Raw genomic sequence first — 16677 nt, forward strand, 5'->3', positions numbered from 1 at the left:
TTTACACACTACCGGTTATTTTCCGGCGGGTTATTGGCCAGTACTGCTATGTTGAATGCAGCGCTATCTGTAGGGGCGCGGCCTACTATGCCTCGTGAGTAGATGGTGTACAGCCGGCCATCCTGAACGGTAATGTTATTGAGTTCGGCAAGGCTGGTGGCCGAGGTATTTGCCGGATAAATTCTGAAATTGTAATTGCCGGGGGGCAGTGTGAAATAGTTTGATACTTCGGCAAAACCAACATTACGAATAATTGCTACTCCGTTGGCATAAATATCATGTGCGCCTGTATTACGGGCAGCGGTGTTCACAAAGCGTACCCGGCCTCCCTTGCCTATAGGTGGTAAAGAGGCAGTATCATCAACGGTTAATATTGTTCTCAGTGTTTTTTCTGAACGCAAACCGGTGAAAAATAAACTGTAACGAGTATTTGGTAAATTCACAGAATCTGAGCTTAGTGTTACGCCGTTATCATCGGTACGGGTGGAGCGTAGTTGAAGCGGAAATCTGGCCTGGTCAGATGTTAGGTAAAAATAAGCGGGCGTTGTATTGTAGCTATAACGGTTTAATCCGCCACCATTAATAAACAGTTGTACCGGATATGCATCCGGACTAAGGTTAAGTATTTGTAGTCTTATATCAGAAGCAGCTCGGGTAGAGTCGTCTTCTTTGCCGCATGAGCTTAGCATGGGCAACGCAAGTAATAAAAAGTTAAGTGTAAATAAACTATAAAATATAGTGTTCTTTTTTAACATGTTTATTGATTTACTATTAAACCTGCTCTGAAACTGTTGCGCCTCCCCTGGCTAAATAGTGTATAAATAGTACCAGCGTTAAGCGTAATATTTGATGTATATAAAACCTCGTTGGTGTTCAAAGGCGATATCCTTATTGTTTTTTTTCCGTTACCTACAGGTATGAAAGCACTTACAGCCTTGAAGCTGCTACTGGTAAACCTTAAAGTATCGTTTAAATAAACTCTTACCTGCGGCAGCTCTTGTGTTGCAGGTACAAATCTTAACAAGGCATTTTTAGCGTCGGATGCAAGCGTATCTTTTATTAAAAAAGCCGAGTTGCGGTTAAGGCCGCTTAAAAATAACGAGTAGCTCACATTCGAGGCAGCCGAATCAAGCTTTACCGGAAAGGTAAAAAGTGTATCGGCATAGTTATAGTTTTGATTATCAAACAAACGCCTGAAAGCAATCACTGTTTCTCCGCGGTTTACTGCACTGTAACCGCTGTTAGCTAATGGATATATACCCGTAACACTGTTTTGTCTTGCGCCATTTATATAATAATTAATTACGATAGAAGTATCAGTAATAGCATTAATTACATTTAAGTTTACCGTGCCCGGATTGGCAACCGGTGGATCATTTTTTACGCACGAGCAAAAAGCCAGCAAAGCTGTTGCAATTAAAACGGCTAAATAGGCTTTTTTATACATATCCGAATTTATAACTGCTTTTTTTACGGTTTGTTATACACGGCTAACTAAAAAAGTCCGGCTTGTTAACCGGACTTTAATTTGGATTTATAATTAACTTTAAAACTTATGCATAGCTGTTAAGCATCACTGGCATAACCAGCATCAGTACATCCTCGTTTTCATCACCACCTTGAGGCAATAGTAAACCTGCCCTGTTAGGGGTTGACATATGTAAAGCAACTTCTTCGCTGCTTAAGTTTTTAAGCATTTCAATTAAGAAACGGGCGTTGAAGCCAATTTCCAGATCGTCGCCCTCATATTGACAGCTTAAGCGCTCATGTGCCTCGTTAGCAAAATCAATATCTTCTGATGATATATTCAATTCGCTTCCGCTAACTTTTAAACGTACCTGGTGGGTTGTTTTATTAGCATAAATGGCTACACGTTGTAAAGACCCCAGGAAAGACTGACGGTCAATAGTCATTTTATTAGGATTGCTCTGTGGAATTACAGCTTCATAATCAGGGTAGCGCTCGTCAATTAAACGGCACACCAGGTTAATGTTTCCAAACTTGAAGAATGCACTGGTATTATTATATTCAACAGATACATTTACATCATCTGATGGCAAGGCCGACTTTAGCAGGTTCAACGCTTTTTTTGGCAGGATGAACGATGTGTTGCTGGCTGCTTGTGCATCTTTGCGGCGGTAACGAACTAACTTGTGCGCATCAGTAGATACAAAAGTTAAATATGAAGTTGAAAGTTGGCAAAATACCCCTGTCATTGCAGGGCGCAACTCATCATTACTTACAGCAAAAATAGTTTTGTTAATTGCCTCAGCTAAAACAGATGCTGGTAAATTAACCGACGATGCGTTTTCAACAACAGGAATTTTTGGGAAATCCTCGCCGTTTTCACCACTCAGCTTATATTTTCCATCACCGGCACTTATCTCAATAGCAAACGTTTTATCATCTACCGAGAAAGCAATAGGTTGCTCAGGTAATGATTTCAGCGTATCAAGTAAAATACGTGATGGGATAGCAATACGACCATTCTCTTTTGCTTCTACCGATAATGACGTGGTCATGCTCGTTTGCAAATCTGTAGCCGATATGGTAAGGTTACCCTCTTTAATTTCAAATAAAAAGTTTTCCAGTATTGGCAATACTGTACTGCTGCTTAAAGCGCCGCTTACAGCCTGCAATTGCTTCAGTAAAGTTAACGTCGAAACAATGAATCTCATAAACAAGTATTAGTCCATCCAAAAGTATAAAATTTTAACGGGCATACTTGCGTTTGCGTAAAGATTGTTGAAAAATTGCGAAAACTAGCAACACCGCAACAGGTATAACTGTGTTAATGGTTTGCCAATATGTTTTCTCGGTACGCAGCCTGGCTCTGTCTAACAAGCGCAATTTTATTTCCTTGTTGCGCAGGGCTATGAGTCCGGTATCATCAGTAAGGTAATCAACCAGGTTTAATAATAAATTTTTGTTGCCGTAGGTTTGCTGTGTATACCGGTCAAACCCTAAAGTAAATGGCGAGCCATCACTTTCAACCTGGTTTTTGATGATATCGCCATCGCTTAATACCACCATTTTTGCTGCTTTACTATGCGGTACAATTTCAATAGCTTCAGTAATACCGGCAGGAACTGGTCTGTTAACAAAAGCAGAATTAAAGCTTCCTTGCAGTAAAGCACCTGTAATTTTGGGCTGGCTTTTAAACTCATTGGGGTTTGGCTCCTGCTCAAGTGCTTGTAAAGAGAGCGCATGAGGTGCTGTGATTTTTTTGTTATAAGGAGATGAAGCAAGTAACACCGTTTGCTGTATACCTTTAACCGGCAGCAGGTCAATGGTACTTGCAAATTCGCTTCGTATGCCTTCTAAGTTTTTAACTACGGGATGACTGCCAAGTGGCATAAAAACCGGGTAAAAAAGCCATGGTAACATTTGTATTTGAGCCTGACCACCTGCATTGCCCGTGGTAACAGGTATTTGCGAACAGTTTAAATCAGCAACAAGGTCATAGTTAATACGTACGCCATACCTGAACAACTGATCATCAATATTTAATTGCTTTGGAAATGCAAGCTGCTCGCCGCCGTGCCCGCGCAGGCTGTCAAGCTCGGCACTTACCTGGTCTATGGCCCAAATAATACTGCCGCCCCGCATGAGGTATTGGTCTATTTTAAATTTTTCAACCTCGTTAAGCGGCTTATCTGGTTTTGGCACCACCAGCAATTTCATGGTTTGCAATGTGGCAAACGGCATGGTTTGTAAGTTAACACGGCCTACCTCAAAGCCGTCTGCAAGGGTTTGAAGGGCATCATTCAGCTGAACGTTATTAAGCTCATTATGCCCCTCTGTAAATCCAATGCGCGGCCTGCCACCTGAAACTACTTTTTTTATAGCAGAGGTAAAGGCATACTCAAGGTTTTGAATAGAATTGTTAAGCACTTCATCGGGCGAGAGGCCAATACGCGTTTGCAGCAGTTTTACACCAATACTTTTATCACCGGCATTTACCAGTGCTGCAGGAAATATTATTTTTTGTGATACTCCGTTATCGGTTTTTACGCTGAGATTGGTAGCTTCAACACCTTTACTTTGAAGGTCCTGGATGGTTTGTTCCTGTTCCTGCTCGTTTAAGCCGTCTAACGGGTTTATAAATTCGAATTGTAAACGGCGGTTGCTGTAGGCTTTTAGGTCACTCAGCATGTCGCGAGTTGCCTGTTGTAGCCTTTTCATTCCGCCGGGCAGGTCTTTGCCCTGAAGGTAAACAGTTACTTTAACCGGCTGGGGCAGGGTGTCCATCACGCCTCGGCTTACGTCAGAAAGAGTAAAGCGCTTTTCTTTGGTAAAGTCAATACGGGTAAAAGTTAACGATGAAAGTATGATAATTACAACCAGTGAACCTGCCATGGCTGGTAGCGCGGTGTGTTGCAGTTTTTTTTGACGCTGTTTGATTACTACCAAAAGCGTAAGCGCTAAAAAAAATCCTGTTAAAACTAAAAAGTAAGTCAAATCGCGCGTGTCGAGCACGCCACGGCTTACCGAATCATAATGGCGGGTGATACCTAAATTTTGTATATCCCAATTTTGTAGTGATAGCAACTGGCTTACCGAATCGAACCCGCTGTATAAAAGGTAGCTGATAAATACTGCAATGGTAAATGCAATAATTTGGTTTTTACTAACCGATGATGCAAACAACCCAACAGCTACAAAAACAGCTCCCAATAAAAATAAACCTATGTATGAGCCTATAATGGCACCCATGTCTAAATTACCTTGAGGGTTGCCCAGTATCCAAATTGAAAATGCATATAGTAATGTTGGCAGCAGTGCAAATAAAACCAGCAACAGGCAGGCTATATATTTACCTGCTACTATTTGCCAATCGGTAAGCGGACGGGTGGCCAATAATTCTAAGGTACCTTCACGGCGTTCTTCGGCCAGCGAACGCATAGTTATGGCTGGTATTAAGAACATAAACAGGTAGGGCGCTGTACTAAACAAACTCTCCAGGCCTGCGTAGCCATACTCAAGTATGCTCGACTCCGGAAACACCCATAGGAACAATCCGAGCACCAGTAAAAATACGCCTATAGTTACATAAGCAACCAGGGAGCTGAGATAAGAATTGATTTCTTTTTTTAAGATGCTGAGCATAAATGTAAAAGGCGTGAAAGGTTGATGTTGTTTAAAAAAATTTAAGCCGGTAATATGGCATCTGTATAATTGCGGCTTAAATAAGATTTTTAAAAAAGAGAGCTTGGTGGTGATATTAAAGATCGAAGCGGTAAGCAACCCTTATGGCAAACTGCCTGAGCCGGTTTTGTGACCAGTTTTCAAACCGCAGGCCAATATCAACATGATTGGTTTTGTCGTCATTAACAGGGAGTAAAAAACCTGTTCCTAATGAGTAAGCAAACAAGTTGCTTGTGCTGCCACTGTTATTTTTGTTGTTAAAAACGGTACCCAGTTCTCCCGCAAGATACAGTTTTGCATCAGGGTAGTATTTTAAACCTGCTTTTAGTGGCGTGAAATAATCTGGGCCAGGCTTCACGTAATTATTAAACCCAAAGTTTTTATAATTATAACGATGGTAACCTGCAGCAACCAATACATTAACGCTGGCCGCTACCGGAAGTTCAAAATTTGCCGATGCGCCGTAGCCAATAGTATAACCGCTGCGTTGAGGTACGTTTAGCTCGGGGCCTAAGCTAATGGCCGGTTTTCGGTCAGACTGGGCATTGGCTATTGCTGATAGAAAGACTAGTATAAAAAACAGGTTTAACTTTACCATAGCGGGCATATTGTTGCGTAAGCGGTAAAGTAAATGATAAGTTTTTAAACAAAAAAGCCTTGATTGCACATAACAACCAAGGCTTTTTATAGAGTGTAAAGTCAAAACTACAAGCCAAACTTGTAAGCAATTCTAAATACAAATTGCTGAGCATTTGCGTCAACAGTCCATCCTTCAAAGCGGGCACCAAAATCAATATCATGGCCGTTGCTTACCGGGAACGAGAAACCAAGTCCGGGAGCGTATACAAATGCAGTACCCGTACCTTTGTTAGTACCTATACGTGCACCAATTTCACCCTCGCCATAAAAGTTTGGAGAGAAGTAGTATTTACCACCAGCTTTTAAAGGAACAAATCCCAAATAAGTATCGCCACCTACAGCTTTAATTGCGTCACGCACTGGTTTGTCATAATAATAGCTAATGTAGCCAGCGGTTACTGTAAAGAAGAAATTTGATGATAAAGGTAATTCAGCTTTACCTGCACCACCAAAGCCAATGCTGTGAATGTCGGCAAAGTCACCAATAGGAACACCAAAATCTAAACCAATACCAAGCTTAGCAGCTGATGAACGTTTGCGTTGTGCAAAAGAGGCAGTAACTAGTAATGCCAGAGTTAATGTAAGTAATATTTTTTTCATAGTTTTTTTGATAAATCGTAGGTGTAACCAAAACCATACAATATTGTTTTGCTTTTTGGTACAAAGTGCATATTGATAAGTTTATTGTAAACTTATTGCCCTTATGGCATAAATGTTGTTCAGTAGTTACAAATTTTAAATTCTTACACATATCTATTTTTATGAAGAAATTTATCCTTTTGGCCGCTATTGCAGCTTTATTTGCCACTACAAACACGTATGCACAACGAGGAGGTTCAGGTTACACCACTGCCTTAGGTTTGGGAATTGATTTTGGTGATGGTTCAACTTTGGTTGGTCCAAGCATTAAACATTTCTTTAGCACCAATGATGCTATACAAGGAGATTTATTGTTTGGTGGAGATGCCACATGGATTGGTGGTTCTTACAACTATCATCAGCCATTCAGAGAGGCTCCTGAGTTGAAATGGTATATCGGCTTAGGTCCGCAGGTAGCCCTTTATGACGGTGGTTCAACCTGGTATTTAAGACCAGCTGCTGGTTTAGATTACAAAATTAAATCGGCTCCTATAAGCCTTGTATTTGACTGGAGACCAGCAATCGGATTAAGTAATAACGTTGGTACAGCCGCTGCACGCTTTGGCTTAGGCTTCCGTTACGCTTTCCAATAAAAATTAAACATATCTACCTATAAAAACAAACCCCTGCTTTATTTAAAAGGCAGGGGTTTTTGTTTTCTATGTAGCTTAATTAAAAGCTACAATCCAAATTTGTAAGCAATTCTAAAAGCAACCTGTCCTATATTTCCTCCGCTTTGCGACCAACCTTCATAGCGGGCACCAAAGTCAATGTCGTGATTGTCACTTACAGGAAATGAAACGCTCAGTCCGGGTGCGTAAATAAACGAGTTACCGCTATTGTTATTAGTGCCGAACAGAACACCAATCTCGGCATCAGCATAGAAGCTTTCACTTAAAAACAACTTACCACCAGATTTTACAGGAATGTATCCAAAGTAGGTTTTGTAGTTTATACGCTCCAAGGCGTCTTTAAAACCATCTTTTGTATAATAATTAATATAACCGGTGGTTAGGGTTAAGTTAAAAGACTTTGATAGCGGAAATTCTGCCTTGCCGCTCCCGCCAAAACCAATAGAGTAACCGTTTGACCTAATTACCTGTTGGTAAGCCAAAATCGAAACCAACGCTCAGTTTAGGTCCTGAAGTAGTGTTTGATGATTTGGTTTGTGCCCATGCACCGGTGGAAGTTGCTAAAGCAACCTGGCACTAATAAATAATTTTTTCATAAAAAGGATTAAGTATGGCACAAACTTACTACAGTTTGTGTACAACTTAATTGGTGAGCGAAATAAAAATTTCTTCCAAAGATTTGCCTGAATGCTGCTCTTTTAGTCCTTGCAGTGTGTTGTTTGCTGCAATGTTGCCTTTGTTAATGATAATTACCTGGCTGCAAGTAGCCTCAACTTCCTGCATAATGTGGGTAGAAAGAATAACTGTTTTTGTAGCGCCCAAATCACGAATGAGCTGCCTGATACCTATGAGCTGGTTAGGATCGAGTCCTGAAGTGGGTTCATCAAGAATAAGCACCTCAGGGTTGTGCAAAATTGCCTGTGCTATACCCACTCTTTGTTTGTAACCTTTAGATAGCTGATGTATTTTTTTATGTTGTTCGGGCGTAAGGCCGGTTTGATCAATTACCTCTTTTATACGGCTGTCGGCGTTTGGCAATTGGTGTATGCCTGCCATAAAGCTTAGCGCCTCTTTAACATACATGTCCATATACAGCGGGTTACTTTCGGGCAAATAACCAATACGCCGTTTTACTTCAATACTGTTTGTTACCGTATCAAAACCACACACACTTGCATAGCCCGACGATTGCGGAACAAAGCCGGTAAGCATTTTCATGGTGGTTGATTTGCCTGCACCATTTGGACCTAAAAAACCAAGCACACCCGGGCCGGCAGTAAAGCTTATGCCATTTACTGCTGTTTGCGAACCGTAAACTTTGGTCAAACCGTCAACCTTAATGCTCATGGCTGGTAAATTTATGATATAATAATACAGGTACAATAGGTAACACCTATTATAGCACTAAGTTTTTAAGTAGGGGTGTGGCGTTTATTTATTGCGCTCAGTAGTATACCTCACCAACTGTTCAAGGCCTGTCCGCGCTTCGCCGGGAGGGAAGGTATTAAGAATTTCAAATGCTTCGTTTTGGTACTTTTGCATTTGAGTTTCGGCGTATTCAAGTCCACCGTTTTGTTTTACAAAAGTTATAACCTGGCTTATCTTTTCCGGGTTGTCTTTATGGTTTTTTACCAGGCTTATAATTTTTTTTCTTTCAGCTGAGGATACGTTGTTTAATGCATAAATAAGAGGCAGGGTTACCTTTTTCTCTTTAATATCGATGCCTAACGGTTTGCCAACGTCATCGGTGCCAAAGTCAAACATGTCGTCCTTAATTTGAAAGGCAATGCCTATTTTTTCGCCAAATAGTCGCATTTTTTCAATGGTATCAGCATCAGCACCGGCCGAAGCCGCACCGCATGCACAGCAAGATGCTATAAGCGATGCTGTTTTTTGTCTTATAACCTCATAGTAAATACTTTCGTCGGTATTGGTTTTGCGTGCTTTTTCAACCTGCAGCAGTTCACCTTCGCTCATTTGCTTTACTGCATTTGAAAGTATTTTTAACAGGTCAAAATCATTATGATCTAACGACAGCAGCATGCCTTTAGTTAGCAAAAAATCACCAACTAAAACAGCTATCTTATTTTTCCATAAAGCGTTAATAGAAAAAAAGCCACGGCGCTGGTAAGCATTATCTACCACATCATCATGCACAAGTGAGGCGGTATGAACCAGCTCCACCAGCGCTGCACCACGATAGGTAGCCTCATTTATACCACCACACATACTGGCGGCAAAAAATACAAACATGGGTCTTATTTGCTTGCCTTTGCGCTTTACAATGTAATGCGTTATCCTATCGAGCAACGGAACCGAGCTTTGCATCGAAGCCTTAAACTTCTCTTCAAAAACATCAATTTCAGCAGCAATGGGCTTCTTTATTTCGTTAAGGCTCAGCATTAAAAACTTAGCAAACAGTTTATTTAAGTGTACTTTTTACCCATTAAGGCAAGCAATCGCAAACATACTAAAATAATTTAAGTGGCTGTTTGCCATCAGTAAATTTACGAGTGCTTTAAACCTTTAACTGGTACACAGGTCTTAAAAGTGTATTTCCCTGGTGGTTGCAGGATAAATGCATAGGGTTTTTATATTAGTTGAAGTTTTGCTTGCGAAGCCCCGCTACTGCGGGGTTTCGCTTTTTTGTTGTGTATACACACCTATTAGTTTACATTTGCAAACATTTTTTCGGAGAGGTGTCTGAGTGGTCGAAAGAGCACGCCTGGAAAGTGTGTATACGTCAAAAGCGTATCGAGGGTTCGAATCCCTCCCTCTCCGCTGATTTTCAATCAAGCTCCAAATTCTTCAATTTGCGCAAATCGGGATTTTATATTTTGATGCATGCAACAACTTAACGTTGGTTGGTTACAGCGTGCTTTTCCTTTCTTAATTTGCTGACTTTAGCACCGGACTGTTCGATCTGGTGATTGTGACTTAAAGAAGTGTATCGAAACTTTCCAATTATTATAACATCACGGTGATCTGGTAAATCATGGGTTGGGCAACAAATGGGGGGAACTGGCTTCTTGTCGCAATGGCAATGTCGCCGCAATCCTTAGCAAAGTACATTGCACTAAAGCTGGTCGGTTCTTTAGGCCTGGGAGACTCGATGCCTGGGCCATAAGCCTGATCTAGATCACGGTTGGTTAATTGCTTTTGAAGATTTAACGGCAAGTTGAAATAATAACAGGAAAGTCTTTGTCCGGGTTAAATCGTACTTGTAATACGGTAGTATCCTTGAATGCTTTGTTGCTGTCAATCAATTGTATGTTGTGATGACTGGCGAATGACCTAAGCACGGCAATACCCTCACCTGGCGTTTGGTATTCCGTTACCACCACCTTTTTAATTAACTTCAAAAGCATTACCTTATCAACCGGCTGCTTGGTTATTGGTGTAGGCTGCCGGCAAGCGAAACAGCTTATAGCTAAAAGCAAAAAGAGAATACAGCAACGGGAATTTGCATATTGCTTCATTTTCATTATTTAAATTAGACTGTTCGATATTCGCAATTTACAATACGTTAGTTGCATTATTTTATTTGATCAGTTTATCAGCATTTTAAAGCATTTCCAATGTTTTATTCACTTAATTATTGACCGAAGTTATATCTAGTATCATTAAAATTGGTTAGTCTTACACACACACTCTCTCTCCCTCAAGATACATATATTGACCTTGGCAATTTATTTATTAAACATGAAACTTCTATATCTCGGTAAGATTTGCGTAATCACAAAGCCATTCAATTAATGGAGAATAAGCAATATTCTTTAACCGAAATTGCATATCTAACAGGCTTCTCAGAGCAATCGGGATTATTAGTTGCTGTAGCGATTGGGTTTACTATTACCGGCCTTGCTGCTGTTGAAACTTGGGCCGGTATGGGGTTCACCTGTTTTAAACAAAGTGTTTTTTAAAGGTAAAAGCAGTAGCGTGTTTGCCGCTGTGCCAATGCCTTTGCGCTTTAGTAATGATAAACCCGCATTGTTTACAATAGGGTTTCAGTTTGGCATTGCCTACTAGTTATTAAAACGAATCCGACTAAGTTTATAAGCGTTTTTACAAATTCAATATTCTTCTTCATTATGTTGAAAAGCATATCTACCTTGGCTTGAGTTTTAGCTAACATCAATTCAACCAATGGCAAGATTAAACTTATTAGAAGAAACACGTTACGAGAAACTGCTGGTTAATGTTTATCCAGGTCAAAAGGAGGCTTCGTTGTATGTGGCCCAAAAAATTGCAACTTTAATAAAGGCAAAGCAACAAGCATCTGAAAAAGCGGTGCTGGGTTTGGCAACCGGTGCTACACCTGTTGGCGTTTACCGCGAGTTGGTACGCATGCACCGTGAAGAGGGACTAAGTTTTTATAACGTAGTTACCTTTAACCTCGACGAGTATTACCCCATGCAACCGCATGCCGAGCAGAGTTACGTGACGTTTATGTATGAGAACTTATTCAGTCATATTGACATTGATAAAGCCAACATTCATATACCCGACGGTACGCTTGCTGTTGAAGAGGTGGCTGCATTTTGCTTAAACTACGAAAAGAAAATTGAAGAGTTTGGCGGCCTTGATTTACAAGTTTTAGGAATTGGCCGTACCGGACACATCGGTTTTAATGAGCCCGGTTCGGCACCAAACTCAGGTACTCGTTTAGTTACGCTCGATAACTTAACCCGTAGCGATGCCTCGCGCGATTTTGGCGGAAAAGAAAACGTTCCTACCAAAGCAATTACCATGGGTATTGGTACCATATTTAAAGCCCGAGAAATTATATTAATGGCCTGGAGCCGTAAAAAGGCTCCCATTATTAAAAAGGCTGTTGAGGGTGAAATATCAGGTGAAGTGCCGGCTACATATCTGCAACTTTCTGACCATGTTGAATTTGTACTTGACGAGGATGCCGCATCCGAACTTACCCGTTTTGATACGCCATGGCTGGTTAAAGACTGTGTTTGGAGCGAGCAACTGAAAAAGAAGGCAGTAATATGGCTGGCCAATGAATTAAACAAGCCTGTTTTAAAGCTTACCGAAGAAGACTACAACAATCATGGTATGGCGCAGCTGGCCGTTGAGCAAGGGCCGGTGTACAACATTAACATTGATATTTTTAATAAGATACAACATACCATTACCGGCTGGCCAGGCGGTAAACCCAACGCCGACGATTCGCAGCGCCCCGAGCGGGCAGAGCCTGCACGCAAGCGTTCTATTGTTTTTTCGCCTCACCCAGATGATGACGTAATTTCAATGGGTGGAACTTTTATACGTTTGGTTGATCAAGGGCATGAAGTGCATGTAGCTTACCAAACATCAGGTAACACCGCCGTTTGGGATGATGATGTTTTAAGATACATGGAGTTTGCCATCGATTTTAACAAAAGTATAGGCGATGATGCTGCTCATCTTACAGGTATATACGAGCAAATGAGATCTTTTTTGGAGCAGAAACAACCTAACCAGGTTGATACCCGCGAAATAAGAGATGTGAAAGGCTTTATACGCAAAACAGAAGCAATATCGGGCGCACGGTATGCGGGTTTGCCCGATAACCAAATTCATTTTATGGCTTTGCCGTTTTATGAAACCGGGAAAACGCAAAAAAACGCTGTAACTGATAAAGACGTTGAACTTACCATGGAGCTTTTACAGCAGGTTAAACCGCATCAGGTATTTGCAGCCGGCGATTTTGCTGATCCGCATGGAACACACATTGTTTGCTTCAATATTATATTGCAAGCCTTGCAACGTTTAAAACAAACCGAAGATTGGGTTAACGATTGCTGGCTTTGGTTATATCGTGGAGCCTGGCATGAGTTTGAAACGCATGAAATAGAAATGGCTGTTCCACTTTCTCCTCAGGAAGTTTCGCGCAAGCGTAATGCTATTTTCAAGCATCAGTCACAAAAAGACCGCCCTGTGTTTCCGGGAGATGATGCCCGCGAGTTTTGGGTACGTGCCGAAGACCGCAACCGTGATACGGCAGATAAATATAACAAACTAGGCCTTGCTGAGTATGAGGCAATGGAAGCGTTTGTGAGATATCATTTTTAAGTTGAGCTTCAATCAAACTTGAGTAATCCATAAATAAAAAGAGCCGGCTATTACAGCCGGCTCTTTTTATTTATGGATTAGTTTTTCGGGCTTCCTGCATAGGGTTACCGCCAGTGCTTGCCCCCCTTATGGTGTTTTGCTGTTTAAACAACTCAAAACGGGTAGGCGTATACTCACGCGGCCAGCTGTTGTTGCCTTCATTAATGTCGGCCGTTTCGCGGTAGGGGTCAAGCTTAATGCCTTTTACCTCTTTGGTTTTGGCAAACACTTTGGTTACGTTAAACTCGTTGTGGCGCCATATATAGGCCGATATTTTTTCAAGCTCTTTGCTTCCGTCAGTGTAGGTCCATTCAATAAAAAGCGGCATAGGCAGGCCTCCTTTGTTGCTGAAACTTACTTCATAAAAGTAATTTTTTGTATCGTATAATTTACGCTCTTCAGGGCTTAAAGCATCGTACATGGCTTTGTAGCTTTTATCAGTTGCCGGCGTAGCTGCAAACCTGTCCCATTTGCTGTAAAAATCCTGCAAAGCGGTGTCGGCCTCTACCGCAAAACGGGTGCCTGCTTCCTTGTTACGGGTGGTACTAATGTTGGTTAAATTTTTATCAAACTGCGCACGGTCATAAGTGCCTTCAGTTTGTGGGTTCTTGGTGTTCAGACGATAGTACTTAACACTGTCTACTGAAATATCTACCGGGTCTGTTCCATAAAACCAACCTCTCCAAAACCAGTCCAAATCAACGGCAGATGCATCTTCCATAGTGCGGAAAAAGTCAGTAGGAGTAGGGTGTTTAAAAGCCCAGCGTTGTGCATAGGTTTTAAACGAGTAATCAAACAGCTCACGACCCATAACCGTTTCGCGCAAAATATTAAGAGCGGTAGCTGGTTTGGCGTATGCGTTTGGCCCGAAGCGTTGTATGTTTTCTGAGTTGGTCATAATAGGTTCCAGCTCATTTTTAGGCAGCTTCATGTAATCAACAATCTTGTAAGCCGGTCCGCGGTTACTTGGAAAGTTGGGGTCCCATTCCTGTTCGGTTAAAAACTGGCAAAAGGTGTTCAATCCTTCATCCATCCATGTCCACTGCCGTTCATCGGAGTTTACAATCATTGGGAAGAAGTTATGACCAACTTCGTGAATAATTACGCCAATCATGCCATTTTTTGTGGCCTCGCTATAGGTGCCGTCTTTTTCAGCACGACCGTAATTAAAGCATATCATTGGGTACTCCATACCGTTGCTAGCCTCAACCGAAGTAGCGCAGGGGTAAGGATACGGAATAGTATATTTGCTGTAGGTTTTCACTGTATGCGCCACTACTTTAGTACTGTAACGACGGTATAACGGATAAGCCTCTGGTCCGTAAACCGACATTGCCATTACCTTACGACCACCGTCAATTTGTGCGGCCATGGCATCCCAAACTACCCTTCGTGATGATACCCAGGCAAAGTCACGTACGTTTTCGGCATGCCAGTTCCATATTTTGCGGGTGGTAGCATGGCCTTGTAGAGCCTTTTTAGCTTCGGCAAGGGTAACTACCTCAACAGGTTCTTTGTAAGAGCTTTGCGCTTTTTGCCAACGTTGATATTGTGCTGCAGTAAGCACCTGGCTATAGTTTGAACATTGGCCTGTAGCATCAACAACGTGGTCGGCAGGAACGTTGATGGCTACTTTAAAATCGCCAAAGGTTAAGGCAAACTCTCCGCGACCGGTAAATTGTTTGTTTTGCCAGCCTTGAAAATCGCTGTAAACGGCCATGCGCGGATACCACTGCGCCATGGTATAAAGATAATTCTTGTCTTCAGGAAAATATTCGTAACCACCGCGGCCGCCAATGGTTAAACGATCGGATATGTTATACCACCAAACTATTTTAAACACAAACTTAGCACCCGGAGCCAGCGTTTTGGGCAGCTCAATGCGCATCATAGTTTGGTTAATAGTGTATTTTAAATTATTGCCCGATGCATCTTTACAGCTCACAATATGGTTCCCCAAATCAAGGTTATGGCCCATAATAGCTTGCAGTTGGCGCAGGCTCATTTTGTCCTGCATGGTGCTGCCGTCAAACTTTGCATTTTCGGCGTCTTTCTTATGCTCGTTTTCATCTAACTGCAGCCATAAGTAAGTAAGCGGGTCGGGCGAGTTATTATAGTAAGTAATGGTCTCGGTGCCGTCAAGGCGTTGCTTGTCATCGTCAAGTTTGGCAACAATGTCATAGTCGGCTTTTTGCTGCCAGTATTTTGGTCCGGGTGCACCCGATGCCGAACGGTACATGTTAGGATCGGCCAGCAATGTGCTGCCCAACTGTTCAAATTTATTGCCGTGGTTACTGCCGGGGTTGTACTGTATTTGTTGTGCTTGCAAAGCAGACAAAAACAGGATTGTTGCGGCCAGAGTAGAGTAAAGTTTTTTCATTTGAAATGAATTAGAGCAAGGCGTTCAATGCACATTATAAACGCTATTCCAAATATAGCAGATGAGAGGAACAATGTCCACTCACGCCGTTGAATTTTAAGGATGTTAAGTAAAATGAATGATACTGTTAAGATGCAAAGCACAATTAAAACCTGCCCAAACTCAAGGCCCAGGTTAAACGCCAGTAGTTGCGATGTTATGTTGGTGCTTTTACCAAGCAAACTCTTAAGGTAGTTGGAAAAGCCCAGGCCGTGTATAAGTCCAAAAAACAAAGCCAGTGTATAACTTATACGAAGCGTAGCCGGCGACCGTTTCTTTTTTACAATGTTAATGACTGCTGTTGTTACAATAGTAACCGGAATAAGAAACTCAATAAGCGAGGTGTTAACTTTAACAATGTCAAGTGCACTTAAAGCCAGCGTTATGGAGTGTCCTAAAGTAAACGCCGTGACCAGTATGAGTACCTTGCGCCAATCTGCCAGCAGGTAAGTGCCGCATAATACGGTAACAAACAAAATATGATCGTAACCCTGCCAGTCGCAAATGTGCTGCCAGCCAAGTTCAAAATACATAGCGAAGTCTTGCATCGGCTAAAAATAAATAATGCCGATAATATTACCTTAATTTGTGTAAACAGAGATGTTTGAATCAGCAATGTTACTATTATTTGTTAAAAGCTTACTCTTAATGTTTCATCCGTTTTACGTAAGCGTAACCGAGGTGAATCATAATGCTAAAACCCAATCAGTTGAAATAAGCTGCCGCATGTTTTATGATGATCTTGAACATGTGCTTGAAAAGCAAAACAAGGTGAAACTTGATATAGTGAGGCCGCCAAACAAGCAACTAATGAACCAGCTCATTAGCCAGTACGTTCGTAAGCATTTAATAATAAAGGCAGATGGTAAATTGCTTGAGCCTGATTACATGGGTTATGAAATACAGGAGGATGGCGCATGGAGCTACTTTGAAGTAAAAGGTGTAAGCAGGGTTCAAAAAATTGAGGTATTTGATGATTTGCTTTACAGCGAGCATCCTGAGCAAATTAATATGCTGCACGTTACTGTTAACGGCGAGCGCAAGAGTACTAAACTTGATAACCCAAAGGCTAATGTTGCATTCAACTTCAGGTAG

16 protein-coding genes and 1 tRNA gene are annotated in these 16677 nt (G+C 41.6%); 5 read left to right on the forward strand and 12 right to left on the reverse strand.

Features of this window, described 5'->3' with window-relative positions; translation table 11 throughout:
- Positions 1-8: 8 nt before the first annotated feature.
- The 6 genes from GO816_RS06985 to GO816_RS07010 form a co-directional block, all read right to left on the reverse strand.
- Positions 9-755, reverse strand: a complete 747-nt coding sequence (locus tag GO816_RS06985) for a DUF4397 domain-containing protein (RefSeq protein ID WP_157540632.1) — start codon at positions 753-755, stop codon at positions 9-11.
- Between the two features lie 2 nt (positions 756-757).
- A complete protein-coding gene (locus GO816_RS06990; RefSeq protein ID WP_157540633.1) occupies positions 758-1447 on the reverse strand; it encodes a DUF4397 domain-containing protein in 690 nt (229 codons plus the stop codon).
- A gap of 106 nt (positions 1448-1553) precedes the next feature.
- Positions 1554-2678 (reverse strand): DNA polymerase III subunit beta, encoded by a 1125-nt coding sequence (gene dnaN, locus GO816_RS06995; protein WP_157540634.1) that lies wholly within the window; start codon positions 2676-2678, stop codon positions 1554-1556.
- Between the two features lie 34 nt (positions 2679-2712).
- Positions 2713-5109 (reverse strand): gliding motility-associated ABC transporter substrate-binding protein GldG, encoded by a 2397-nt coding sequence (gene gldG / locus GO816_RS07000; protein WP_157540635.1) that lies wholly within the window; start codon positions 5107-5109, stop codon positions 2713-2715.
- Between the two features lie 115 nt (positions 5110-5224).
- On the reverse strand, positions 5225-5746 hold the full coding sequence (locus GO816_RS07005; RefSeq protein ID WP_157540636.1) for a hypothetical protein: 522 nt from the start codon (positions 5744-5746) through the stop codon (positions 5225-5227).
- Positions 5747-5853: 107 nt separating this feature from the next.
- A complete protein-coding gene (locus tag GO816_RS07010; RefSeq protein WP_157540637.1) occupies positions 5854-6387 on the reverse strand; it encodes a hypothetical protein in 534 nt (177 codons plus the stop codon).
- 161 nt (positions 6388-6548) lie between these two features.
- On the opposite strand from GO816_RS07010, the gene GO816_RS07015 reads away from it, so the two are divergent.
- Complete coding sequence (locus tag GO816_RS07015) at positions 6549-7019, forward strand: hypothetical protein (protein ID WP_157540638.1); 471 nt, start codon at positions 6549-6551, stop codon at positions 7017-7019.
- Positions 7020-7105: 86 nt separating this feature from the next.
- Here the strand turns inward: GO816_RS07015 and GO816_RS07020 are convergent, their stop codons facing one another.
- The 3 genes from GO816_RS07020 to GO816_RS07030 all read right to left on the reverse strand — a co-directional run bounded on the left by GO816_RS07020 (position 7106) and on the right by GO816_RS07030 (position 9461).
- Positions 7106-7540, reverse strand: coding sequence for a hypothetical protein (locus tag GO816_RS07020; protein ID WP_157540639.1), 435 nt, complete (start codon positions 7538-7540; stop codon positions 7106-7108).
- Positions 7541-7700: 160 nt separating this feature from the next.
- Positions 7701-8405 carry an ATP-binding cassette domain-containing protein gene (locus GO816_RS07025; protein WP_157540640.1) on the reverse strand — a complete coding sequence of 235 codons (705 nt, stop codon included), beginning with the start codon at positions 8403-8405 and terminating at the stop codon, positions 7701-7703.
- An 84-nt stretch (positions 8406-8489) separates the two neighbouring features.
- The gene (locus GO816_RS07030) at positions 8490-9461 is read right to left on the reverse strand and encodes a polyprenyl synthetase family protein (protein WP_157540641.1); all 972 of its coding nucleotides are present in this window, start codon (positions 9459-9461) and stop codon (positions 8490-8492) included.
- A 290-nt stretch (positions 9462-9751) separates the two neighbouring features.
- On the opposite strand from GO816_RS07030, the gene GO816_RS07035 reads away from it, so the two are divergent.
- Positions 9752-9839 (forward strand) — tRNA-Ser (locus GO816_RS07035).
- Positions 9840-10225: 386 nt separating this feature from the next.
- Here the strand turns inward: GO816_RS07035 and GO816_RS07040 are convergent.
- Positions 10226-10543, reverse strand: a complete 318-nt coding sequence (locus tag GO816_RS07040; protein WP_157540642.1) for a hypothetical protein — start codon at positions 10541-10543, stop codon at positions 10226-10228.
- A gap of 270 nt (positions 10544-10813) precedes the next feature.
- Between GO816_RS07040 and GO816_RS18700 the strand changes: the two genes are divergently transcribed.
- Both GO816_RS18700 and nagB read left to right on the forward strand, forming a co-directional pair.
- Entirely contained in the window at positions 10814-10981 is a 168-nt protein-coding gene (locus GO816_RS18700) for a hypothetical protein (RefSeq protein WP_198171439.1), read from the forward strand.
- Between the two features lie 223 nt (positions 10982-11204).
- Entirely contained in the window at positions 11205-13124 is a 1920-nt protein-coding gene (gene nagB / locus GO816_RS07050; RefSeq protein ID WP_157540643.1) for a glucosamine-6-phosphate deaminase, read from the forward strand.
- Between the two features lie 70 nt (positions 13125-13194).
- Here the strand turns inward: nagB and GO816_RS07055 are convergent, their stop codons facing one another.
- Both GO816_RS07055 and GO816_RS07060 read right to left on the reverse strand, forming a co-directional pair.
- The gene (locus GO816_RS07055; protein WP_157540644.1) at positions 13195-15543 is read right to left on the reverse strand and encodes a M1 family metallopeptidase; all 2349 of its coding nucleotides are present in this window, start codon (positions 15541-15543) and stop codon (positions 13195-13197) included.
- Positions 15540-16130: a HupE/UreJ family protein gene (locus tag GO816_RS07060; RefSeq protein ID WP_157540645.1), complete on the reverse strand. Its 591-nt coding sequence runs from the start codon at positions 16128-16130 to the stop codon at positions 15540-15542. The genes GO816_RS07055 and GO816_RS07060 overlap by 4 nt, the downstream gene beginning before the upstream one ends.
- A gap of 67 nt (positions 16131-16197) precedes the next feature.
- Here GO816_RS07060 and GO816_RS07065 point away from each other — a divergent pair, with 67 nt between their 5' ends.
- Positions 16198-16677 (forward strand): DUF6702 family protein, encoded by a 480-nt coding sequence (locus tag GO816_RS07065; protein WP_232336508.1) that lies wholly within the window; start codon positions 16198-16200, stop codon positions 16675-16677.

Source organism: Mucilaginibacter aquatilis, from assembly GCF_009755275.1.
GTDB lineage: Bacteria > Bacteroidota > Bacteroidia > Sphingobacteriales > Sphingobacteriaceae > Mucilaginibacter > Mucilaginibacter aquatilis.